Origin of the sequence: Xanthomonas euroxanthea (assembly GCF_900476395.1) — a bacterium.
Classification (GTDB): Bacteria; Pseudomonadota; Gammaproteobacteria; order Xanthomonadales; family Xanthomonadaceae; genus Xanthomonas; species Xanthomonas euroxanthea.
On the sequence record NZ_UIHB01000001.1, the window covers coordinates 597,338 to 619,597 of the forward strand.

Genomic DNA, 22,260 nt, shown 5'->3' on the forward strand with positions numbered 1-22,260 from the left:
GTCTCGACGACGCACGGTGCATGGCGCCCGTCGTGCGCGAAGGTCCGCTCAACGGAAATAGGAATGGAAGCGATCGCCCAGCATTGCGCGCTCGTTCGCCGGCAGTTGCCGGTGCATCCCAGTGCTCGGCATCGCCTGCGTGGAGGGCCGGGGATCCATCGATAGGCCCGGTGCTGCAGGTGTGTTGACCGTCTCCGGATAGCCGCGATCTGGGTGACACCATCCAGTCATGGACGGTCAACGCGTCAGCGATGCGCATGGCATCGCCGGCCCGGCGGCAGCGCTTGTTGCTTCAGCCAGCAGCCTCACTCGCAAGAGAGCCCGGATCGCCGGGCCTCCGGTTGCCTGAGGCCTAAAATTCCCGCCAGTTGGCTGCGTCCATGGCGGTGGGAGCAGTCGGCTTTTGTGGCGCAACCGCCGGGCGTGTCGGCGTCTTGCCAGGTGCCGGGTTTTTCTCCTGGGCGACGTTACGGACTGCTGTTGCCCGCGCCGGGGCGTGCGCGGTGCGGACCTTGGCCTCTTCTATCTTGAACACCGCGACCGCCTGCGTGAGTTGCCCGGCCTGTTCTTCCATCGAACGCGCCGCGGCGGTGGCTTCTTCCACCAGTGCCGCGTTCTGCTGGGTGGTTTCGTCCATCTGGGTCACGGTGAGGTTGACCTGCTCGATGCCTGCGGACTGTTCCTGCGAGGCGGCCGAGATCTCGCCCATGATGTCGGTCACGCGCTGCACGCTGGCCACGATCTCGGCCATCGTGGAGCCTGCGGTATGCACCAGCGTCGAGCCTTCGGCAACGCGCTGCACCGAGTCGTCGATCAATCCCTTGATCTCCTTGGCCGCCGCGGTGGAGCGCTGGGCCAGGGTGCGCACTTCCGAGGCGACCACCGCGAAGCCACGGCCCTGTTCGCCGGCACGCGCCGCTTCCACGGCGGCATTGAGCGCCAGGATATTGGTCTGGAACGAGATGCCGTCGATGACCGAAATGATGTCGGCGATCTTCCTGGACGAGGCTTCGATGCCGGCCATGGTGCCGACGACCTTGCTGACGATCTCCCCGCCCTGCGATGCCACGCTTGCCGCGCCGATCGCCAGTTGATTGGCCTGACGCGCGTGCTCGGCATTCTGCCTGACCGTGGAGGTCAGCTCTTCCATCGAGGCGGCGGTTTCTTCCAGGTTGGCGGCCTGCTGTTCGGTGCGCTGCGACAGGTCCTGGTTGCCGGCGGCGATCTCGCTGGCGGCCGAGTTGATGGAGATCGCCGAGTGCTGGATGCGTCCGACGATGTCTGCAAGCTGCGCGGCGGTGGTGTTGGCATCGTCGCGCATCTGCGCGAACACGCCATTGAAGTCGCCGCGCATGCGCGCGGTCAGGTCGCCGGCGGCGATGGATTGCAGCAGCGACGACAGCGACTGCAGGTTGCCATCGGCGGTGGCCATCAGCTGGTTCAGGCTGTCGACCATCACGTGGAAATCGTACTGGAAACGGTCGGCGTCGCCGCGCGCGGTGAAATCGCCACTGGCAGCGGCCTGCGCGAGCTGCTTGATCTGGTCATTCATCGCGGTCAGATTGGCCCTGACCTCGTCCATGGTCCGGGTAAGCACAGCCTTTTCGCCCGGCAGGCGGTCCATCTCGTCGGAGAGATCACCAATGGCGTAGCGCCCGATGATCTGGGTCAGGCGCATCGTCACCGCGATGTGCGAACTCACCAGCGCGTTGGCATCGCGCACCATGTGGCCATACTCTCCGGGAAATGCGCCCTCGTCCATGCGGTAGCTCATTTCGCCAGCGTCGTGTCGACGCGCCATTTCCAGCTGCGCCGCGATGACTCCCTGCAGACGATCGCGGATGCGGTAGACCGCGCTGGCAAGTTGTACGGTTTCGTCCTTGCCGCTGACCTTGATATCGACATCCAGCACGCCGCGCGACAGCTGCTCAACGGCGGCCACCGCCCGCCGAATCGAGGCGGAGATCGCGTTGCCCAGGATCAGTGCGAGGCTGACGCCGGCCAGTGCAATCAGGCCCAGGGCGATCGCCGACAGGGTCATCGCGCGCGTGTTGGTGGCTTGCTGCTGCTGGTAACGCAGCTTGGCGGAGCTGGCCAGCTCATCGCGCAAGGTGGCCAGCCCGGCGAACGTGGCGTTCGCGTTGTCCTTGACCTGGGTGCGGTTGACTTCCGCGCCGCCCGCGATATCTCCTGCCTCGATCAACTCGATCTGGCGCTGCATGCCGGCCTGCATGGCCGCGTAGCTCGTCTTGATCTTCTGCAACTGGGCCGCGTGCTGCTTTTCGTTGTGCAGCATCTGCTCCAGTTCCACGATGCTGGCGGCCGCCTGGGTGAATCGCTTCTCGTTTTCCTGTTTCCACTGCGTAATCAGCTCCGGCGTGCCGATGGCAATCATGCGCAAGATGTTGATGTCGACGCGCGTCAGCTGGCCGTCGATGCTGCTGGCAAGTGCAGAGCCGATGAAGTCCCGGTTGTAGAGCGTGCCGACATTGTTCTTGGAGGTGTGCAGGCTGTTCAGTAGGAACAGGCAGAGCAGGATGCTCGGGATCAGCGTTCCCAACAATGCCAATAAAAATTTGCTCTTGATCGTGGTTAGCATGACGGGCCTGGTGATGCAGCTGAGGGGGCGGAAGAGCCAATTGGGGAGCAAGGCACGGCAAGGCGGCCTGACGCGACGCCTCGGCAGCGGGGTTGATCAGAGCGGTAGAGATTGCTTGCCCTGCCCTTCCTTAGCGGCAGCCATCACACATCCTTGATGCAACCAACGCCGCAGCAGGCGATGCCCGGGTGATCGCTACCGCCCGCCGGCTATTGCTGGATGCCAACGAGAAGGCGCGCGCGCTGGTCGAGCAGGGTCGCCATACAGCCCACAGCCGCCAGGCCGAGCGCCTGCCCAACCAGGCAGCAATGCCAATACGTTCGAGGCCGACGCCAGGGAGCTGGCTGCACTGCTGCTGGGCCAGCACGACGAGGAGCTGCTTGCGACGCGGGCAGCGCTCAGCACAGAGCCGATGCAACTCCGGCGCTGGATCGCAGGGTGGATGCGCTGGGACGATGGATGCATGCCCATGAAGGGCATCCCGAGCCACGGCGTGCGGCCTGGATGCAGCCCGGTTCGGCCCTCGGCCCGGCGGCGGCAAGTTGGTCGAGGCAGCGTCCGGGTGTGGCCTGTTTTCCGCGCCACCTTAACCTCATCTGTAACGAGAGGCCGAAACGGTGAGCCAACCCTGTCGCCGCTATTGTTGACGCGTCAATTAAATCCTATCCTCCTCCTCCTACCCGTCACCCAATGCGTCGCGCGTCTGTGGCGCGACCGTCATGGAGAGCAGGATGGACAAGCGCGGAAGCAGCAACATGGACCTGGATTTCGCAGGCAAGGTCGCACTCATCACCGGTGGCGCCTCGGGGATAGGCGCGGCGACCGTCCGCAGGCTCGCGTCCCTGGGCGCAGCGGTTGTGGTGGCGGACTTCAACCATGACGCGGCCGAAGCCATCGCCGCCGAGATCGGTGCAGACACCCGTGCCTACCAGATCGATCTTGGTGACTTCAACGCCATCGAGCAGATGGTCACCTGGACCGTTACCACGTTCGGCCGGCTCGACCTGGCCGTGAACAATGCCGGGATCGGCGGCGATTCAAAGGGCGTGGTTGAGTACGACCCAGAGGTGTGGCGCCGGGTACAGGCCGTCAATCTCGACGCCATGTTCGGCTGCATGAAGTACCAGATTCCGGCGATGATCGCGTCCGGCGGCGGTGCCATCGTCAACATGGCCTCTGCCCTGGGGCTCGTCGGTCAACGCAACAACGCGGCCTACATCGCCTCCAAGCACGCCATCGTCGGCGCGACGAGATCCGCAGCGATGGATTATTCGGATCGCGGCGTTCGCGTGAATGCGATCGCGCCAGGCTATATCGACACGCCGCTCGTGCGCAGCGTCGTGAGCCAGGAGGACTTCGACAGGATCGTCTCGCTCCATCCGATCGGTCGCCTGGGAACGCCCGAAGAGATCGCCAATGCGGCGGCTTTCCTGTTGTCCGATCTCGCTTCGTTCGTTACCGGCGCCGTCCTGGCCGTGGACGGCGGATATACAGCGCAATAACCCTGCCTCTGCAAGAGAAGACCCCCATGAAAGCCGTCCAGCTTGTCCAGCCGACCAAACTCGTCATCGCCGAGCTTCCCGTCCCCGAACCCCGCTCGCACGAGGTACTGCTGCGCGTCACTGCGGCCGGGGTTTGTCATACCGACGTCAGCATCCGGCATGAGCAGAGCGACGCCTATCCGCCAGGCCTTGTGCTGGGCCACGAGATCGCCGGCCGTATCGAGCGGTTGGGTGCGGGAGTACACGGTTGGCAAGCCGGGGAGGATGTCATCGTCTATCCCTGCTGGTCATGCGGCGCCTGTCGCGAATGCGTCGCGGGACGGCAGAACGCGTGTCGCCAGACGGGTGGAAGGCTGCAATCGCCGCCCACGCCCGGTGTCACGGTTGCGGGCGGCATGGCGGACTACGTCGCCGTGCCCGCGTCCGCGCTGGTGCGCGCAGACGGCATAGACCCGGCAGTCGCGGCGATCCTTCCAGATGCGGCGCTTGTTCCCTATCACTCCATCCGGGCCGTCGAAGAGCAGCTGCGTCCAGGTTCGACGGCGGTGGTCATCGGTCTGGGTGGCCTTGGCCACCTGGCCATCCAGATGCTGCGTGCCCTGACGGCCACGCGGATCGTTGCGCTCGATGTAAATGCGGGCGCACTGGACGCCGTACGCGACCATGTCGACCTTGCGTTGAAGTCAGACGCAGAAGACGTCGCCGAGCAGATCCTCGCCTTCACTTCCGGCTACGGTGCCGACGTCGTACTGGATTTCGTGGGCAACGACGCAACCTTGCGCCTGGCAAGTGGTGTCATCGCCCGGTATGGCGCCATACGTGTGCCGGGACTCGGCTGCGGGGTTCTGCCGTTCGAAACCGCGCAGACCTCGACGATCCTCCCTTGGGGCGCGTCGCTGGTCAGGCCCTACAGCGGCACCTATGACGACCTGCACCAGATCGTCGACCTGGCCCGATCCGGGCGCATCAGCCCGGTGATCCAACGCTACGATTTCGCGCGGGCGCTCGATGCGCTCGACGAACTGGAGGCGGGCAGGGTACGCGGTCGCGCGGTGCTGGTCATGAACGACGGCGGCGCGGAAAGGTTGGCCAACGCGCAAGGTTGAAGTCGCCATCGCCCCAGGTATGGCAGGAGATGGCTACCTCATGTGGATTGCCGGGGTGACTTCTCTGTCGGCACAACCGACGTTGCGCACCTCGTGGATGAAGTCCAGGCGGCAGACCGATCAATGCCGGAATGCCGCCCGGGCCAGCGCGCATCAGTCGAGCCGAATTCTCGGGTGCAGACGGGAGTTGAGCACGTCCACGAACCACATCAGGCTTCCTTTCCAGAACCCGTGCAGCCGCGATTGATGCTCCCGGTAGAGCAGTACGTGGCCAAGCTGGGCGATGCGGCCACGAATCGTGACTCCCTTGAAGAGCCCGGCCTTTCCCAACGAACCGTAGGCATCGTAGTCGCCCAACGACACCAGCGAACCCATGTCCCGATAACGAAAGGCCGGCAGGGCCGCGCCCTGCGTCATGATGGCGTCGATGTGGCGGACGAAGTGGTCGGCCTGCTGGTGAGCCACCTGAGCAGTCGGTGGCAAGGGGCGCTCGGCACCTTCCATGAGCAGGCTGGAACAATCGCCCAGCGCAAAGATGGCCGGGTCACGCGTCGTCTGCAGGCCAGCGTTCACGACCAACTGATTGGACCGCGTCGTCTCGAGGCCGTCCAGTTGCTTCAGGAACGCCGGCGCCATCACGCCGGCAGCCCAGACCACCGGGGAGGCAGGGATGTGGCTTCCATCGTCCAGCATCAAGCCCGCTGCATCGACCGAGGTCACGGTGGCATGCAGCTTGACGGTCACTCCCAGCGACTCCAGGCGTTGTTGCACGGCAGCTGCCACATCTGCCGGCAGCGCAGGCAATAGCCGTTCGCCGCTTTGGATCAGCAATACGCTGACGCGACTTTCGAGCTCGTCTGCGCCATATGCCACCGAGGTCTGCACGAGTTGAACCAGCTCGGCAGCGAGTTCTACGCCGGTCGCGCCACCTCCCACGATCGCGATGGTGACATCGTGCCTGGATGCGAGTGCCTGAAAGAGGCGGACGCGGACCTCGGCATTGAAGTGCACGGCCTGAGGACGCGAGTCGATCATGAAGCAATGCTCGGCGACGCCGGGCGTTCCGAAGTCATTGGCACGGCTTCCCACCGCCAGCACCAGTCGATCGTAGGCAAGCGTGCGCGCCGGAATCAGCTCCCGGCCGTCGGAGGCCAACACCGGCGCAATGGAAATCGTGCGAGCCGCACGGTCCAATCCGCGCAACGCACCTGGCTGGTAGACAAACCCCGCGTTATGCGCCTGTGCCACGTAGGGGGTTTGCTGCTGCGAGATATCGCGGGTGCCCGCGGCAATCGTGTGCAGCATGGGTTTCCAGACATGTGCACTGTCGTGATCCACCAGCGTAATGCGAGGAGCATTGTTCTTTCGTTGCCACTTCCTGGCCAGCCGCGTGGCCACCTCCAGCCCGGCCACGCCGCCGCCGACAACGACCAGATGCGCTCTGCCCTGCACAGGCGTTGACCTGCCCGGAGCGCCAGGCGCTGGTGCTTTCATCGCCGGATTGTCCGGACCGGGGGCCTGCTCCAGTGGGTTGCTCTGAGTCAATGCATTGTCCTTTGGTTGGTGGAATTCACCACACGTGCGGAGCGGCGGCGCGGACCGGCACAGGCAGGCCCAGGCGTCTCGAGCCAGGCGGCCGGGTGTAACTCTCGACACCACCAACGCAGATCCGGAGAGGTGCGTTGCTGATACGGCTGCAGCACTGGCGTGCCGAGCGGTCATGCTCGCGCACATCCTCAGGGCGCCTTCGGCATGGAACCGTTGAGCCACCCACCGAACCGCTGCGGTGCTGCGTGCGACCGTTTGTCCAGGCCGTCGGGCAGATGTCGCTTACGGGTGGTACTGGATGGGCCGGCTGTCTGGGAAGCAACGTTCGGCCGTGGCCAATGGCTTGGCCCAGCGCAGGAAATTGGTGCCGTCGCACGCGCGGTGTCATGGAGCAGGACGGGTACGCATGAGATAGCGAGTCCGGGTCACGTGCCGGTCCTAGGGCGACACGAACATCGGCAGGGCAACAGCCGAGAGCAGAGTCTTCGTCACTTCCTCGGCCGGACCCTCGGCGATGTGGGTGTGGGCGCCGATCACCAGCATGTCGGCGTCGATCGAGGCTGCATAGGCCTGAATGGTTTCAGCAACGGACCTGCCACCGGAGGAGATGGCGGCGACGTCGACGGCAACCCGATGCTCTGCCAGAAACGCGACCATATCCACGCCGGGCGGATGACCGTGGCGTTCGGACGCCTTCTCCGGGTCGACCACGACAATCTTGACCACGTCTGCGGCCGCAAGCAGAGGCAGTGCATTGGTAATCGCACGTCCTGATTGCCGACTGCCGTTCCATACGACAAGGATACTTGTCGCGACGGGCTTATCCGCCCATGTCCATGGGACCACCAGCAGCGACAGCCCTGACTCAAAAAGGATCGACTGTGTCGCCCAGCTCCGCGGGCTGCCCGAAAGCGCAGGGCTGGACAAGATCAGAAGATCGCAGCCCAGGGCATGCAGGGAGGATTCGCTGCTCGACTCGGCGAAGGAGATGATGCGAAGCTCGCCACTGTTGGCATGCCGCTGCACGGCGCTGCTCAGGCGCTGGCCCAAGGCAAGCAGACGTGAGGCAATGGTCGCTTGGCTGTGAGCCAGCACCTCGGCCACCGCACCGTTGATCGCGTGGCGATCGTGCACGGGGCGTGGAGCCCGATCCATCGCGGTTATCCCGATCAGGTGGCTTGCCTGCCGACCTGCCATCCGCGCAGCGGTCTCCAGCACGTGCAGCCCCTGCACGCTGGCATCGAACAGCACCGCGATGTTCTTCAAGGTAGACAAGCAGACCCTTTGTACGTGCGCCGTGGCAGACCACGTCTGTGCATTTAGAACGATCATTCTATTCTTTGCATCGTACTACAATCGAGTCAGCGACATAGTCTCGCCAAGCTGTGAGAGTCCCCCCGATGATGTCAGTTGTCTCCGACCCCCTGGATGCTCAAAAGGGAGAGATGCGTCGCCAGCAGGTGCTTGATGCCGCCGCCATCTGCTTTCGTCGGCATGGCTTTCATGGCACCAGCATTGCGCGGATCTGCAGCGAAGCCGGCATGAGCCCCGGGCACATCTACCACTACTTCGCCAACAAGGACTCCATCGTCGAAGCCATCGCCAGGCGAGAGGAGCACGACATGGCACAACTGGCCCGCGAGGTGGAGCTCGACCCCCTGGGCGGGTCGGTCGCAGAGCGACTCACGCGCCTGGTCGATGCATCCCTGGCCAAGGTGCTTGAGCCGGAGCACGTGCAGCTGCGTCTCGAACTTGCAGCCGAAGGAGCGCGCAACACGGCTATCCATCGCATCCTCGCCCAGTCCGACGCCATCGTCCTGAAGCAATTCATCGATGCGGCGGAACGATGCGGCCTTCCGCCGGGAATGGATCGTACGCAGCTGACGACTGCGATGATGATGATCACGGCAGCCTTCAATGGCTTCATGGTGCGTGCGGCAACCGGTCAGCAGGCCGATAGGCAGGCGATTGCCAAATTCGTGAAGCAGCTTATCAACGCACTGCTGGAGCCTGCGCATGCCCCGCCGTAGGGGCGAGTGAGTCCAGCGGATCAGATGTGGGCGGCGCTCTGGCGCGCTGTAGCGCTACGCCAACGGCCTGGTGTCATGCCCTTCCATGTCGTCTCTGCATCGTCAACGCCTCGGCCTGTTGCTTTGCCATGCAACGGCAAAGGCGCCACGGGAGGCGTATGCAGGCAGGTCGAGGGGCCGCGAATGCGCCGTCAGAAATAGAAGCCGATATTGAGGTTGAAGCGCGAGTGCCAGCGCGACCGCTCGCCATCATCGATCCCTATGCCGTTTCCACCTGCAAACCACATGTTCTTGCCCGCAATCCAGTCCAGATAGGTCAGCATCGCTCCCTTCTTTACACTGCAGCCGGTGACGTTCTGCACGGACGAGCGCACGCCAGGTCCACCGCTGTAGGGCATCGTCTTGCTGAGATTGTTGTAGCAAGTGACGTCTTCGAGCCACCCTGTCTTGCCGAAGGAATAGGCAATGTTCGCGGTGGGCACGTCCGCCTCGGAGGCGATCTCGAACGGGAACAGGAAGGCCGACATCGCGATCCGGTCTCCAGGCACGTCATAGCGGTAACGCGCCCACTGCAGCTGGGTAGTCCAGCGGCCGGCGGTCCATTGCGCATGGACTGCTGCACTTCCATATCCGTGACGATTGCGGTCCGTGTTGTTCAGGATGTGGCCGTAGAACGCCGATACACCGAGGGCTGCGGTTCCATGGGTCATCGCATAGCGATGTTCATAGCGCAGATTGATGCGATGGCGTTCGCGATATGGATGCGCATCTGTATCAGCGACGTCGAACGAGTAGCGATCGTAACGGGCGCCGTCTCCATATTCATCGCCCAGGAACCATCCGATGTGCAGCGTATTGCTTTCGTCTGTCCGTGTCACAACAACACCCGGATCGTAGTCATCCTCAATGCCGAGGTAATAACCCGATCCGAACCAGAAGCTGTTCGAGGCGGTCGGTAGCAAGCCGAATGGCACCTGCTGGATTCCCGCCTTGACGGTGATACGGTCGCTCACGTTCCAGCCGACAAATGCGTGGTGCACGGCATCGAACCCGTCGTACCAGCGATGCTGGATCGACACGAAGACCGGTCCGGTGCCTGCGTTCAGATCCACCCTGAGCAATTCAAGGTCCAGCGGTTGGGACGGCGCGTAGTCCAGCCACCCGTAGTTGAAGCGCACAGCGCCCCCGAGCTTGGCATAGGTTTCGTTAGCCGGTGCATCCTGGGCGGCCGCATTGCTGGATGCTGCGATAGGCGCAAGCAATAGCAATAGCTTGGATAGTCGTTTCATCGGGTGTGTGTGGCGGACATTGTTGGGCAGTCCTATATCGGCCGTAAGCTCTGCGGCCTGAGGACCGCGTGGCGCTCAAGTTCGGGTGTTGCATGTCGATATCCAGCGGAGCAGAGGTGCCCGAGCGCGGCGCGCCAACTTCATTTCGGGAGCATCGATGAGCAGGCGGTTGATTCGTCGCAACAGTGTGGCCAGTCGCTTGATGATTGGAACGGGGATCTTGGCATTGCTGTGCTTCGGCTTGACGGCCGCTATCAGCTATTGGCGCAGTAGCGAGGCGTTACTCGGGTCATCCCGGGAGATGCTGCGCGAGGTGGCGCGTCATGAGGCCAGCGAAATCTCATCGGACGTTGGGTCCGCCTTCAACACGGGCGCGACCCTGGCCAATACGTTCCGCATCGAGCGCAGGGCCGATGGCGTGAGCCGCGCGTCGGCCGCGTCGGTGTTGCGCGAGCAATTGCGACTGCAAAAGAACTGGCTGGGCATCAGCACGCTCTGGGAGCCCGAGGCGTTCGATGGCCGCGACTCTGCCAATATCAACGCGCCATTTCATGACGCGACCGGACGCTTCATGGTGTATTGGTCGTACCAGAAGGACGCGTTGGTGCGGGAGGCCTTGCATAGCTATGACAAGCCGGGAGAAGGGGACTGGTACCTGGCCGCCCGCAAGAGCCATGCGCCGGTGGTACTTGAGCCGTATTACTATCCGGTGGCCGGCGTGGACACGCTCATGACCACCTTGAGCACGCCGATCATGGAGGATGGCCATTTCCTCGGCACGGTCAACATCACCATCTCCCTGGATGCGTTGCAGAAACGGGTTGCGAGGCTTCGCCCGCTGAACGTCGGGCAGGCGATCCTGCTGTCGCCGACTGGCGCGGTGATGGCGAGCGCCGACACAAAGCAGGTCGGCAAGAAGATGACCGATGCTCATACGCAAGCCATGCTCGCTCAGGTGCGCTCGGGGAAAGTGAGTAGTGACGAGACACAGCTGGCTGGAGCTGATTGGCTGCGGGTGTTCGTGCCGTTGCGTCTGGGGGATGCGCCAGAGGTCTTTGCGCTCGGCATCATGGTTCCCAAGCACCACGTCATGGCGCAGGCCCGCTCCTTGCTTTGGGTGATCATCGTCGTGGGCCTGCTCTCGGCTGCCTTGCTCAGCACCGCACTCTACGTCTTGTTGCGCCGCCAGGTGTTGGCGCCCCTGGCCGAGGCGGTGCGTGTATCTGCCGCAGTATCGTCCGGCGAACTCAATAGCCGGATCGCACCCCGCCGTCAGGATGAGATGGGCCAGCTGTTGCTGTCGATGGGCACGATGCAGGCGCAGCTACGCGCGGTCATCGAGGCCCAGGACGACATGGCGACGCGGCATGATGCCGGAGAGATGAGCTACCGCATGAATGCAGAGCGCTTTCCAGGCGAGTACGGCCGTATGGTGGCTGGCACCAACGACCTGGTGGATGCGCATGTACAGGTCCAGCGGCAACTCGTCACGGTCATGTCCCGTTACGCCGTAGGGGACATGCAGGCGGATATGCCGCAACTGCCGGGTGAGAAGGCGGCGCTGAGCGACGCGATGGCAGCGACCAAGCGCAATCTCCAGGCGATCAACCGCCAGATTCTCGCGTTGGCGCAGGCTGCCGAGTCCGGAGACTTCTCGACGCGAGGCGATGCCGCTGCGTTCGATCACGATTTCCGCGGCATGGTGGAGGGGCTGAACAATCTGATGCAGACCACCGATATCAACCTTGCGGAACTCTCCCGCCTGCTGCAGTCGATTGCCGCCGGCGACCTTACCGCGCGGATGACCGGCGACTTCCGCGGCGTCTTTGCTCAAATGCGCGACGATGCCAATGCCACTGCCAGCCAGTTGGCGATGATTGTGAGCAGCATCCAGACCTCGGCGGTTTCCATCAAGGGCGCCGCCAGCGAAATCGCTGCGGGCAATCAGGATCTGTCGCAACGAACCGAGCAGCAGGCCGCCAACCTTGAAGAGACAGCTGCATCGATGGAGGAGCTGACGTCCACCGTCAGGCAGAATGCCGAGGGCGCGCGCCAGGCGAACCAGCTCGCCATCGGCGCCGCCAGCGTCGCTGCCCAGGGTGGGCAGGTCGTGAACCAGGTGGTCGAGACGATGAGCGGTATCGAGGCTTCTTCCAGAAAGATTGCCGACATCATCTCCGTCATTGACGGAATAGCATTCCAGACCAACATCCTGGCATTGAATGCTGCAGTGGAGGCGGCACGCGCGGGCGAACAAGGCCGTGGCTTTGCGGTTGTCGCCTCCGAGGTGCGTACCCTCGCACAGCGCTCCTCCGGCGCGGCCAGGGAGATCAAGCATCTCATCGACGACTCGGTGCAGCGCGTCGGCGAAGGCTCCATTCTGGTGCACAACGCCGGCAAGACCATGAGTGAAGTGGTTGCGAGCGTACAGCGCGTGACCGACATCATGGGCGAGATTTCCGCCGCCTCGCAGGAACAATCGGCCGGCATCGAACAGGTCAACCAGACCGTCACCCAGATGGATGAGGCGACTCAGCAAAACGCAGCGCTGGTGGAAGAAGCCACGGCGGCTGCACGCTCGCTCGAAGATCAGGCGGTGCAGCTCACCGATGCGGTTGCCGTGTTCAAGATTGAAGGGAGCACCGTCATAGCTGCCCGGCAACGTACGCCCGCTCCGGTGGCCCAGCACCTTGCGAATAAGAGCGGGAAGGTCGGTGCAGCAAAGCCTCGGCTGGTGAAGAGCACGTCGACCAGTGACGGTAGGTGGCAACAATTCTAGTGTCGGTGGTCTGGACACCGCCTGGAAGGTGTTCAGGCGCTGCAGCAGTGGCGGCCGCCAGAACATCGCAGCCAGTACGCGGCAGCCGATCGTCCAGTGTTCGTTGATACGTCGCACAAGGCCCGGCATCGTCCGGGCCTTGTGCGCTTGCGCCGTCGCCACACCCAGGTACCTGCCGGGCAGCTGACCTGCTGGCAGTCAATGCCTGCCTGGAACGTGGGCGTTACATTCGGATTGCATAACAAGCTGCGGACATGGTGACCCGCACGCGCGATGTGACCGACGAGCGCCGCGTGTTTGTCGACTTGACTGATGCGAGCCATGCCATCGGAACCAAGGTCCGCGCCGTTAACGGCCAGATCAGAGCCGCTTGCCAGCTGGACGAAGCGGGCTTGGACAACCTTCGTCATACGCTGGAAGCGTTGGGGCATCCCGCAAGCGAGTGAGTCGGGATGCGGCGGCTTGCTCCCGACTGCAAAGTTGTGTTTTCGCCGAATCGTCAACCCCGTTGAAGAAACGACCTGCGGCGCTGCCGGTTGCTCACGCATCGCTTGCGCGTACGGCGCGGGTATCTGGTTGCGAAGGCCTTTCCAAGACGCCATGCAGGATGATGTCGAGCACCTTTCCCAGGTATTTGCGAATGGCAGCAGGCCTTGCGCTGGGTAGCGTCCCAATCAGGACCAGGCGTCTCGGGTGAGCAACCAGCGCGTCGTAGATGAACGGCGCCATCTCCGCAGCAAGCGGGGTGATGGGCTGGCCCTTGGAGGCCGCCTGCTCCAGCAGCGACTGGATCAGCAACGCCGGGGTGCGATGAAGCCAGGCAGCAAGTTGCGAATGGAGCCCTGGTCTGCGCTCGGAAATTCTTGCCACCAGCGCTTCCATGGCCACGACCTCGGCGCTGAGTGAGGCATCAAGCATGCGCTGCGCCACATACAGCAGCCGGTCCTTCAACAGTCCATCTGGAACCGACAAGGCAATCGGCTGCAGCAAGCGTGCCGCACCGTGCTCGATCGCCGCTACCACGAGAGCGTCGCGCGATCCGAAGCGGGCGTACAGCGTCCGTTTGGAGGCCTGGGCAGCAAGCGCTATGCCATCCATGGTCACGTGCTCCTCTCCATGCTCGACTAACTGTGCCAGTGCGACCTCCAGAATGTGTCCGTTCATCTTGGCCGCCACGTCGCGTGTGGGGCGGCCACCTTGACTGGCGCGCGGTGGGATGAGCTTGTCGGGGCGGAGATGGGAATTGGACATGGACGGACTGAACGAAAGGGCTTCCCATTGTGCCGGTTTCGCGCCAGCTGAAAAAACGAAACTGCGTGGTATAGTTTTTTGAGGCAGGCATTGCGGCTCGGCTGCAGGCCTTCGCCACGCGCCTGGGCAATCCGCCATCCACTGGAACATGGAGAACGCTATTCATGAACGACGACTACAGCGCCAAATACAACGCGATCAAGCACTCGGAGGCGCCGGTCACGCTCGCAGATGAGGCGACCCACTTCGAGGCGCTGGCGCTTCCGTCCAGCCAAACGGACATCTGGGAAGAGACTGCACTGGGAGTGGTCGCCGAGGCCGGCGAGTACGACGTACTGCTCTGGGCCGCTGGCTATGCGCTGTTCGGCAACGGCAAGGGCCTATGGGGTGAAGGCGCCTCTGCCGAGCGTGAAATCCAGTTGATCGTGGTCCCCAAGTCCCAGCGTGGGTCGATGTCCGACAACGATTTCGTGCGCGTGGGCTGGACGCCAAGCGAACGGCTCAAGGGAGACAAGTTCAAGGTGACCAGGAGCGAAGATGCGGTGACCTGGGATTTCGATGGCCTGCGCTTTGTCGCCCAGCCGCCTCAATGGCGGCTGGAGGGCCACGCAGGCGATGCGCAGTTCGACCTACGCTATGCACAGAAGGGCGCACCGCTCTGGAACTGGGGCCCCTTCGATAAGGCGAGCGAGAACGACCGCGCGGGTTACGACGTGTTCGTTGGTGTGGAGGGCACCATCAAAACCCCGGCGTACCAGCTCGAACTCAGCGACGGCTATGGCGTGCGTGAGCACATCATCACCGGTCAGTCGAACGATCCGATCAAGAACCTACCTGCGCCCAACTGGATGTGGTGGCTGTACACAATCCAGGATGACGTCAAGATCAACTTCTTCCAGCCCCGGGACGGAATGCAGCTGGGCTTCGTCAAGTACGGTGACAACAAGCAGGTCAACATCAACGCCGCCAGCGGTGACGGAGACATCGAGTTCGAGGTTCTGGAAAAGTGGGAGGACCCGCGCACCGGCATCAACCTGCCCGTCAAATGGCGGCTGAAGATGACCAACGGTGACACGGTGGTCGACGTGCACATCGCCGCGCATGGCCGCGCATATAGCCACTGGCCGGTTGCCAGCGGCACGCGCATCTATTGTTATCTGCTGTCGACGATGACCGGCCAGATCCGGCTACCGGACGGGCGTTCGGTGCAACTGAAGGAACACCTGACCGTCAATTCGTTCTGTCGCACCATCCTGACCGCGAGCGAGAGCAGCCAGGGGCCAACGTTCGAGCCTTTGGCCTGACCGCAGATGCCCAGCGCCATGGCGGAATTACTGCATGGCGCTAGGTAGCGACGGACGCGCCCGCGCCGGCCCGGTGCTCTCGGGCTGTGCAGGTCATCCGCATCCATCGGCGGCCACTGGACCTGGATACGCACCATGGCCCCCGCATACATCGACACGGCTGGGGTCACTGCGCACCAATTGGATTCGCACGCATCGGCGAGAAGCGTGAGCGATCTGCTGGGGCCGGGCCGGTGGCCCATGTTCAGCATGCTGCGCAGCATCTGGTGCGCAGCGGAGCAGCTGCACACCCGGCATTTCGCCAGCCTGCCCGAGCCTGGGCGCATCGGCATCTGCTGCGCGCTCCGGGCCTGCCGAGGCTCATCTTTAAGCTGCGCAACCCTCAAGATCGCTTCCATGCTTTTTGTGCGCCCTGGCGAACGGCGGCAGGCTGGTGGACGGATATCGACCGGGACGCAGGCGGGGGTCCAATGGTCTGCAGAGCGGATCATCAGCCGATAGGGAATCTGCCGCGTCCAACCTTGCCTGGCACCGCCCTTGTTGACGGCGACGTCGTTCCAGCGCCGGGTCGCCACCGGGCCACCGTGCACCGGACTCGCCAGCCCCAGGCCGATGTGCGGAATGATCCGTTCGGGAAGCCGAGGGCAAGCCCGTGCGAAGATATGCCATGCGTGGTCCCTGTCGACCCCGGCACCTGGTGCATCAACCAAACAAGCGGGTATCGGAGCGGGTATCAGCAGTCTCATCGGGCACATGGCCCTTTTAAAAACAGATAGATAGGCCAACTATGTTGCTGATGCTCGATAACTACGACAGCTTCACCTACAACCTCGTGCAGTACCTGCAGGCGCTGGGCGCCGAGGTCACGGTGGTGCGCAACGACGCGATGAGCGTGGATCAGATCGCCGCGCTCAGGCCCGAGCGCATCGTGATCTCGCCCGGCCCGTGCACCCCGAACGAGGCCGGCATCTCGCTGCAGCTGATCGAACAGCTGGGTCAGACCACGCCGATCCTGGGCGTGTGTCTTGGGCATCAAAGCATCGGTCAGGTCTACGGCGGCGATGTGATCCGCGCCGACAACATCATGCATGGCAAGACCTCGCCGATCCGCCACCAGGGCAAGGGCGTGTTCGCCGGCCTGCCGGACAGCTACGAGGCCACCCGCTACCACTCGCTGGTGGTGGACAAGGCCACCTTGCCCGACGCGCTGGAAGTCACTGCCTGGACCGAGCATCCGGATGGCTCGATCGAAGAGATCATGGGCCTGCGTCATCGCCAGTTCCCGGTCGAAGGCGTGCAGTTCCATCCCGAGTCGATCCTGACCCAGCATGGTCACGCCCTGCTGAAGAACTTCCTGCAGCGTTGATCGCAATGCGTACCGCGTGCGTCGCAAGGGCCGCTGCAACCTGCGTCAGTCGTGATGCAGTCTTCGGCACCATCGATGCATCGGCGACCCATGCGCGCACTGCCCGCAATCGGCTGCGCGCCGCCAGCGTGCAGCGGGTTTCCCGCCTCGCTTCGTCCACACCTGCATCCGGATCCCGATGAGCACCGCCAGCGACAGTTTCCACTTCTACGAACCAGGCCAGGGCCACGGGCTGCCGCACGATCCGTTCAATGCCATCGTCGGTCCGCGACCGATCGGCTGGATCGGCTCGCGCAGCGCCGGGGGCATCGCCAACCTGGCGCCTTACAGCTTCTTCAACGCGTTCAACTACGTGCCGCCGATCGTCGGCTTTGCCAGCATCGGCCGCAAGGACAGCCTGCGCAACATCGAAGCCACCGGCGAATTCACCTGGAACCTGGCCACGCGCCCCTTGGCCGAGGCGATGAATGCCAGCGCCGCGATAGTGCCGGCGGAGGTCGACGAGTTCGCATTGGCCGACCTGGAAATGGCGCCGTCGCGGCTGATCGCTGCCCCGCGCGTGGCGGCCAGCCCGGTCAGTTTCGAATGCCGGCTCAGCCAGCTGCTGCCGCTGCAGAGCGCAAGCGGGCAGGCCATCGAAACCTGGCTGGTCCTGGGCGAGGTGGTCGGTGTGCATCTGGCGCACGCGGCGCTGCAGGACGGTATCTACGATCCTGCTGCCGTACAGACGATTCTGCGTGCGGGCGGCGCCGCCGATTATTTCGAAGTGCAGGCGCAGGCGCGCTTCCGCATGCGGCGTCCGGGCCAATGAGCGCTGCGCATCGCAGTGCTGCGTGGCGTTGCCGCCAGGCGCGACTGCATCGCCAGGATTGATCGATCACGCTCACTGCCGCATATCTTTCCCACGTTTTGCCACGGTCCTTGTCCATGCCCATCACCCCGCAAGAAGCCCTGCAGCGCACCATCGAACACCGCGAAATCTTCCACGACGAAATGGTCGAGCTGATGCGCCAGATCATGCGTGGCGAGGTCTCGGACATGATGGTCGCGGCCATCCTCACCGGTTTGCGGGTCAAGAAGGAAACCATCGGCGAGATCGCCGGCGCAGCCACGGTGATGCGCGAGTTCTCGCGCCGCGTGGAAGTGGGCGACCGCCGGCACATGGTCGACATCGTCGGCACCGGTGGCGATGGTTCGCATACCTTCAACATCTCCACCTGCGCGATGTTCGTGGCGGCCGCCGGCGGCGCCAAGGTCGCCAAGCACGGCAACCGCAGCGTCTCGTCCAAGTCCGGCAGTGCCGACGCGCTGGAGGCACTGGGCGCGGCGATCGAGTTGCAGCCCGAGCAGGTCGCCGCCTCGCTGGCGCAGACCGGTATCGGCTTCATGTATGCGCCGGTGCATCATCCGGCCATGAAGGTGGTGGCGCCGGTGCGCCGCGAAATGGGCGTGCGCACCATCTTCAACATCCTCGGCCCGCTGACCAACCCGGCCGGCTCGCCGAACATCCTGATGGGCGTGTTCCATCCGGATCTGGTCGGCATCCAGGCGCGCGTACTGCAGGAACTCGGTGCCGAGCGCGCGCTGGTGGTGTGGGGACGCGATGGCATGGACGAACTCTCGCTCGGTGCCGGCACCCTGGTCGGCGAGCTGCGCGATGGCCAGGTGCGCGAGTACGAGGTGCATCCGGAGGATTTCGGCATCGCCATGTCGGCCAGCCGCAACCTCAAGGTGGCCGATGCCGCGCAGTCGCGCACGATGCTGCTGCAGGTGCTGGACAACGTGCCCGGCCCGGCGCTGGACATCGTCGCCCTCAATGCCGGTGCGGCCCTTTACGTGGCAGGGGTGTCCGACAGCATCGCCGACGGCGTCGTGCGTGCGCGTGCGGTCCTGGCCGATGGCTCGGCGCGTGCAAGACTGGATGCCTATGTTGCCTTCACCCGGCAGACTGCCGCGCAGCGCTGACCCCCGCCACTGCACCGGCAGGCACGCGTCGGCACCCTCATGCCACCGCTGGCATGCTGCGCGCCGGCGCGTGGCCGCGGCCAGTTGCGGCCGTCTTGACCGATAATGCCCGCCCGCCAGGACCCGATACGATGAGCGACATCCTCAACACCATCCTTGCCCGCAAGGCCGAAGAAATCGCCGAGCGCAGTGCGCGCGTGCCGCTGGCCGAGCTGATCGCGCGCAGCGCCGACCTGCCGCTCACGCGTGGGTTTGCCGCCGCCATGCAGGCCAGCATCGCCGCCGGCGAGCCGGCAGTGATCGCCGAAGTGAAGAAGGCCAGCCCCTCCAAGGGCGTGATCCGCCCCGACTTCCACCCGGCCGACATTGCGGTGAGCTACGAATTTGGCGGCGCCAGCTGCCTGTCGGTGCTGACCGATGTGGACTTCTTCCAGGGCGCCGATGCCTATCTGCGCCAGGCGCGCGAGGCCTGCACGCTGCCGGTGCTGCGCAAGGATTTCACCGTCGACCCCTACCAGGTCTACGAAGCGCGCGTGCTCGGCGCCGATTGCATCCTGCTGATCGTCTCGGCACTGGAGGACGCGCAGCTGGCCGAGCTCTCCGGCCTGGCCATGCAGCTGGGCCTGGACGTGCTGGTGGAAGTGCATGACATCGACGAGCTCGAGCGCGCGGTGCAGGTGCCGGTGCCGCTGGTGGGCATCAACAACCGCAATCTGCGCACCTTCGAAGTGACGCTGCAGACCACCCTGGACATGCGCGCCGCCGTGCCGCGTGACCGCATCCTGGTGACCGAAAGCGGCATCGTGACGCCGGCCGATGTGCAGTTGATGCGCGGCCACGGCGTGAACGCGTTTCTGGTCGGCGAGACCTTCATGCGCGCGCCCGAACCCGGCGAGTCGCTGCGTCAGCTATTCTTCGCGCATGACTGAGGCGTATCCCGTACCGCGCGACGACGCACCGCTGGTGGTCTTCGATTTCGACCACACGCTGTATGACGGTGACTCCGGCAGCCACCTGTTCGCCTGGCTGATCAAGCGCAACCCGTTGCGTCTGCTGGTGGCGCTGTTGGCCTCGCCGATCCTCGGCCCGATGGTGGCGATGCTGCCGACCCGCCGCCGCGGCGTGTCCGGTTATGTGTGGATCGCCACCTTCGGCCTGCACCGCGCGCGCGAGTTCAATCGCTTCATCGATGCGTACGTGCTCAAGCATGAAGCGCAGATCCGGCAGCGCTTGTTGCCGCACGCCTTGAAGGTGTTCACCGACCACCGCGCCGCCGGCGACCGTGTGGTGGTGGCCACCGGCGCGCCGCCGGAACTTGCCCGCGCGATTCTTGGCTTTGTCGCGCATCAGGACGTGCCGGTGATCGGCAGCCTGGTCGGTCCACGCCTGGGCGCGGTCACCGCGCGACGCCACTGCCACAATGAAGAGAAGATGCGCATGCTGCGCGAGCGCGGCTACGCCGACATCGCCATTGCCTACTCGGACAGCACCGCGGATCTGCCGCTGCTGAAGGCGGCGCGCGCGCCGGTGGTAGTCAATCCGAAGGCCAATCGCGAAGCGCTGTTCCGGCAGGTGCTGCCGGCGGGCACGCCGATCCTCAACTGGGGATGTCGCGATCGCGGTGGCAAGGCGCTGTAGCGCCTGGTGCCGAAAGCGTACCGTAAGCGGCTCCGGCCAGGTCACGGCTGCGACGAGGTCAGGCCTTGCCCATCGAGTCGGCGGGCAAGCAGTCGGCGATGCACGGCACACGGCCGGCAGTCGGTGACCGAGCGCACCCGGCCACATCAGCCCGCATGCCGTGCGACATGCGGTTCGAGCTGCGGTTGGTGCAGGGCTGCACCAACCGCTACCGCTTAGCGGGTGCCGTAGAGCACGACGGTCTTGCCGCGTGCATGCAACAGGCCGTCGGCCTGCAGTTTCTTGAGCACGCGCCCGGCCATTTCACGCGAACAGCCCACCAGCCGTGCCAGTTCCTGCCGCGACACGCGCAGCTGGGTGCCCTGCGGATGACTCATCGCTTCCGGCTCCTTGGACAGGTCGTGCAGGGTGCGCACGATGCGGTCGGTCACGTCCAGGAACGCCAGGCGGCTGGCTTTCCTTGTGGTGTCGAGCAACCGCTTGGACAGCTGGACGCCAATCGCATACAGGATGCGCGGCGCATCCGGCGACAGACTGGTCTGGAACAGCTGCTGCAGCCGCTCGTAGCTGATCTCGGCCAGCTCGCACTGGGTGCGGGTGCGCAAGATCACCTCGCGGGTATCGGATTCGATGAACAACCCCATCTCGCCGACGAACTCGCCGCTACCGAAGTAGCCCAGCACCAACTCACGATCGTCATCTTCCTCGGCAATGATGCTTACCGAGCCACTGATCACATAGTAGAGCGTGCCAGCCGGGTCTCCTGGCCGGAACACATCGGTCCGGGTCGGATAGCGTCTGCGATGGCTGTGCGCCAGGAAACGCTCGATCGTGCCCGCGTCCAGCGCCAGAGAAGGGGTAGCGTTACGTACCGTCGTAGTCACAACCGTCGTGTTTCCTGGGCTCATGGTAGTTCCGCGTGTAATTCCTGAAGCTTAACGGCATGAGTCATGCAAGGTAAACCATTCTTAACGTCGGCATTTCGTTGCTGGGATCTTTGGCTCATAATTGTTTCCTTTCCCGCCTTCCATAAGGACAGACCGACGTGGTCAAGCCGTTGCCTCGCCTGAGGCTACAGGGGTTCAACAACCTCACCAAGGCGTTGAGCTTCAACATCTACGACGTCTGTTATGCGCGTACCGAAGAGGAGCGTCAGCGCTACATCGAATATATCGATGAGCAGTACGACGCCGATCGTCTGACGCAGATCCTGACCGATGTTGCCGAGATCATTGGCGCCAACATCCTCAATATCGCACGTCAGGACTACGATCCGCAGGGCGCATCGGTCACGATCCTGATCTCGGAAGAGCCCGTCATCGACAAGAAGCAGGCCGGCAAGGAGCTGATCTCCGATGCGGTGGTCGCTCATATGGACAAGAGTCATATCACTGTCCATACATACCCCGAGACGCATCCGCAGGAGGGTATCGCCACGTTCCGTGCCGATATCGACGTGGCCACCTGTGGCGTGATCTCGCCGCTGAAGGCGCTGAACTACCTGATCGAGAGTCTGGAATCGGACATCGTGATCATGGACTACCGCGTCCGTGGCTTCACCCGCGATGTGAAGGGCAAGAAGCATTACATCGATCACAAGATCAACTCGATCCAGCACTTCCTTGCCAAGAACGTGAAGTCGCGCTACGAGATGTTCGACGTGAACGTCTATCAGGAAAACATCTTCCACACCAAGATGCACCTGAAGGACTTCGACCTGGACCAGTACCTGTTCGAGGAACGCGCCAAGAACCTCTCGTTCAAGGAGCGCATGAAGATCGAAACGCTGCTCAAGCGCGAGATCGAAGAACTGTTCCACGGGCGCAACCTGAGCGAGTAAGCGCAGCGAGCGAGCTGGTGCGCGGCTGCCTGCAGGCGCGCGA

General features: G+C 63.8%; 18 protein-coding genes. 12 read left to right on the forward strand and 6 right to left on the reverse strand.

Features of this window, described 5'->3' with window-relative positions; genetic code table 11:
* Positions 1 to 352: 352 nt before the first annotated feature.
* Positions 353 to 2,599, reverse strand: a complete 2,247-nt coding sequence (locus CPBF1521_RS02565) for a methyl-accepting chemotaxis protein (RefSeq protein ID WP_115675806.1) — start codon at positions 2,597 to 2,599, stop codon at positions 353 to 355.
* Positions 2,600 to 3,330: 731 nt separating this feature from the next.
* On the opposite strand from CPBF1521_RS02565, the gene CPBF1521_RS02575 reads away from it, so the two are divergent.
* Both CPBF1521_RS02575 and CPBF1521_RS02580 read left to right on the forward strand, forming a co-directional pair.
* A complete protein-coding gene (locus CPBF1521_RS02575; protein WP_232087910.1) occupies positions 3,331 to 4,101 on the forward strand; it encodes an SDR family NAD(P)-dependent oxidoreductase in 771 nt (256 codons plus the stop codon).
* A gap of 26 nt (positions 4,102 to 4,127) precedes the next feature.
* Positions 4,128 to 5,207 carry an alcohol dehydrogenase catalytic domain-containing protein gene (locus CPBF1521_RS02580; RefSeq protein ID WP_115675808.1) on the forward strand — a complete coding sequence of 360 codons (1,080 nt, stop codon included), beginning with the start codon at positions 4,128 to 4,130 and terminating at the stop codon, positions 5,205 to 5,207.
* Positions 5,208 to 5,360: 153 nt separating this feature from the next.
* Here CPBF1521_RS02580 and CPBF1521_RS02585 read toward each other — a convergent pair whose 3' ends face one another.
* Both CPBF1521_RS02585 and CPBF1521_RS02590 read right to left on the reverse strand, forming a co-directional pair.
* Entirely contained in the window at positions 5,361 to 6,752 is a 1,392-nt protein-coding gene (locus CPBF1521_RS02585) for an NAD(P)/FAD-dependent oxidoreductase (protein ID WP_232087911.1), read from the reverse strand.
* Between the two features lie 441 nt (positions 6,753 to 7,193).
* Positions 7,194 to 8,021 carry a universal stress protein gene (locus CPBF1521_RS02590; protein ID WP_181901079.1) on the reverse strand — a complete coding sequence of 276 codons (828 nt, stop codon included), beginning with the start codon at positions 8,019 to 8,021 and terminating at the stop codon, positions 7,194 to 7,196.
* Positions 8,022 to 8,158: 137 nt separating this feature from the next.
* On the opposite strand from CPBF1521_RS02590, the gene CPBF1521_RS02595 reads away from it, so the two are divergent.
* Positions 8,159 to 8,785: a TetR/AcrR family transcriptional regulator gene (locus tag CPBF1521_RS02595; protein ID WP_180708010.1), complete on the forward strand. Its 627-nt coding sequence runs from the start codon at positions 8,159 to 8,161 to the stop codon at positions 8,783 to 8,785.
* Positions 8,786 to 8,976: 191 nt separating this feature from the next.
* Here the strand turns inward: CPBF1521_RS02595 and CPBF1521_RS02600 are convergent, their stop codons facing one another.
* A complete protein-coding gene (locus CPBF1521_RS02600) occupies positions 8,977 to 10,074 on the reverse strand; it encodes a hypothetical protein (protein WP_115675810.1) in 1,098 nt (365 codons plus the stop codon).
* A 157-nt stretch (positions 10,075 to 10,231) separates the two neighbouring features.
* Between CPBF1521_RS02600 and CPBF1521_RS21750 the strand changes: the two genes are divergently transcribed.
* On the forward strand, positions 10,232 to 12,853 hold the full coding sequence (locus tag CPBF1521_RS21750; protein ID WP_115675811.1) for a methyl-accepting chemotaxis protein: 2,622 nt from the start codon (positions 10,232 to 10,234) through the stop codon (positions 12,851 to 12,853).
* A 254-nt stretch (positions 12,854 to 13,107) separates the two neighbouring features.
* A complete protein-coding gene (locus CPBF1521_RS02610; RefSeq protein ID WP_181901080.1) occupies positions 13,108 to 13,299 on the forward strand; it encodes a hypothetical protein in 192 nt (63 codons plus the stop codon).
* 94 nt (positions 13,300 to 13,393) lie between these two features.
* Here CPBF1521_RS02610 and CPBF1521_RS02615 read toward each other — a convergent pair whose 3' ends face one another.
* Positions 13,394 to 14,104, reverse strand: a complete 711-nt coding sequence (locus CPBF1521_RS02615; protein WP_180708011.1) for a TetR/AcrR family transcriptional regulator — start codon at positions 14,102 to 14,104, stop codon at positions 13,394 to 13,396.
* 164 nt (positions 14,105 to 14,268) lie between these two features.
* Between CPBF1521_RS02615 and CPBF1521_RS02620 the strand changes: the two genes are divergently transcribed.
* The 6 genes from CPBF1521_RS02620 (at position 14,269) to CPBF1521_RS02645 (ending at position 20,377) form a co-directional block, all read left to right on the forward strand.
* Positions 14,269 to 15,408: a lipocalin family protein gene (locus CPBF1521_RS02620; RefSeq protein WP_115675813.1), complete on the forward strand. Its 1,140-nt coding sequence runs from the start codon at positions 14,269 to 14,271 to the stop codon at positions 15,406 to 15,408.
* A 787-nt stretch (positions 15,409 to 16,195) separates the two neighbouring features.
* Complete coding sequence (locus CPBF1521_RS02625; protein WP_104583518.1) at positions 16,196 to 16,774, forward strand: anthranilate synthase component II; 579 nt, start codon at positions 16,196 to 16,198, stop codon at positions 16,772 to 16,774.
* 178 nt (positions 16,775 to 16,952) lie between these two features.
* Complete coding sequence (locus CPBF1521_RS02630; RefSeq protein ID WP_115675814.1) at positions 16,953 to 17,585, forward strand: flavin reductase family protein; 633 nt, start codon at positions 16,953 to 16,955, stop codon at positions 17,583 to 17,585.
* 116 nt (positions 17,586 to 17,701) lie between these two features.
* Complete coding sequence (gene trpD, locus CPBF1521_RS02635; protein WP_115675815.1) at positions 17,702 to 18,739, forward strand: anthranilate phosphoribosyltransferase; 1,038 nt, start codon at positions 17,702 to 17,704, stop codon at positions 18,737 to 18,739.
* Positions 18,740 to 18,792: 53 nt separating this feature from the next.
* Complete coding sequence (gene trpC, locus CPBF1521_RS02640; protein ID WP_370659360.1) at positions 18,793 to 19,668, forward strand: indole-3-glycerol phosphate synthase TrpC; 876 nt, start codon at positions 18,793 to 18,795, stop codon at positions 19,666 to 19,668.
* Entirely contained in the window at positions 19,661 to 20,377 is a 717-nt protein-coding gene (locus CPBF1521_RS02645; RefSeq protein WP_104583522.1) for a haloacid dehalogenase-like hydrolase, read from the forward strand. Before trpC ends, CPBF1521_RS02645 begins: the two co-directional genes overlap by 8 nt.
* A gap of 215 nt (positions 20,378 to 20,592) precedes the next feature.
* Here the strand turns inward: CPBF1521_RS02645 and crp are convergent, their stop codons facing one another.
* Positions 20,593 to 21,285 carry a cAMP-activated global transcriptional regulator CRP gene (crp, locus tag CPBF1521_RS02650; protein WP_024938194.1) on the reverse strand — a complete coding sequence of 231 codons (693 nt, stop codon included), beginning with the start codon at positions 21,283 to 21,285 and terminating at the stop codon, positions 20,593 to 20,595.
* A 137-nt stretch (positions 21,286 to 21,422) separates the two neighbouring features.
* On the opposite strand from crp, the gene speD reads away from it, so the two are divergent.
* Positions 21,423 to 22,217 (forward strand): adenosylmethionine decarboxylase, encoded by a 795-nt coding sequence (gene speD, locus CPBF1521_RS02655; protein ID WP_005990692.1) that lies wholly within the window; start codon positions 21,423 to 21,425, stop codon positions 22,215 to 22,217.
* The last annotated feature ends 43 nt before the right edge of the window (positions 22,218 to 22,260 follow it).

Bases quoted from the DNA above. Each gene is read 5' to 3' on its own strand.
- CPBF1521_RS02565 (WP_115675806.1), bottom strand. From the start codon at position 2,599: ATGCTAACCACGATCAAGAGCAAATTTTTATTGGCATTGTTGGGAACG.
- CPBF1521_RS02575 (WP_232087910.1), top strand. From the start codon at position 3,331: ATGGACAAGCGCGGAAGCAGCAACATGGACCTGGATTTCGCAGGCAAG.
- CPBF1521_RS02580 (WP_115675808.1), top strand. From the start codon at position 4,128: ATGAAAGCCGTCCAGCTTGTCCAGCCGACCAAACTCGTCATCGCCGAG.
- CPBF1521_RS02595 (WP_180708010.1), top strand. From the start codon at position 8,159: ATGTCAGTTGTCTCCGACCCCCTGGATGCTCAAAAGGGAGAGATGCGT.
- CPBF1521_RS02600 (WP_115675810.1), bottom strand. From the start codon at position 10,074: ATGAAACGACTATCCAAGCTATTGCTATTGCTTGCGCCTATCGCAGCA.
- CPBF1521_RS21750 (WP_115675811.1), top strand. From the start codon at position 10,232: ATGAGCAGGCGGTTGATTCGTCGCAACAGTGTGGCCAGTCGCTTGATG.
- CPBF1521_RS02610 (WP_181901080.1), top strand. From the start codon at position 13,108: ATGGTGACCCGCACGCGCGATGTGACCGACGAGCGCCGCGTGTTTGTC.
- CPBF1521_RS02615 (WP_180708011.1), bottom strand. From the start codon at position 14,104: ATGTCCAATTCCCATCTCCGCCCCGACAAGCTCATCCCACCGCGCGCC.
- CPBF1521_RS02620 (WP_115675813.1), top strand. From the start codon at position 14,269: ATGAACGACGACTACAGCGCCAAATACAACGCGATCAAGCACTCGGAG.
- CPBF1521_RS02625 (WP_104583518.1), top strand. From the start codon at position 16,196: ATGTTGCTGATGCTCGATAACTACGACAGCTTCACCTACAACCTCGTG.
- CPBF1521_RS02630 (WP_115675814.1), top strand. From the start codon at position 16,953: ATGAGCACCGCCAGCGACAGTTTCCACTTCTACGAACCAGGCCAGGGC.
- trpD (WP_115675815.1), top strand. From the start codon at position 17,702: ATGCCCATCACCCCGCAAGAAGCCCTGCAGCGCACCATCGAACACCGC.
- trpC (WP_370659360.1), top strand. From the start codon at position 18,793: ATGCTGCGCGCCGGCGCGTGGCCGCGGCCAGTTGCGGCCGTCTTGACC.
- CPBF1521_RS02645 (WP_104583522.1), top strand. From the start codon at position 19,661: ATGACTGAGGCGTATCCCGTACCGCGCGACGACGCACCGCTGGTGGTC.
- crp (WP_024938194.1), bottom strand. From the start codon at position 21,285: ATGAGCCCAGGAAACACGACGGTTGTGACTACGACGGTACGTAACGCT.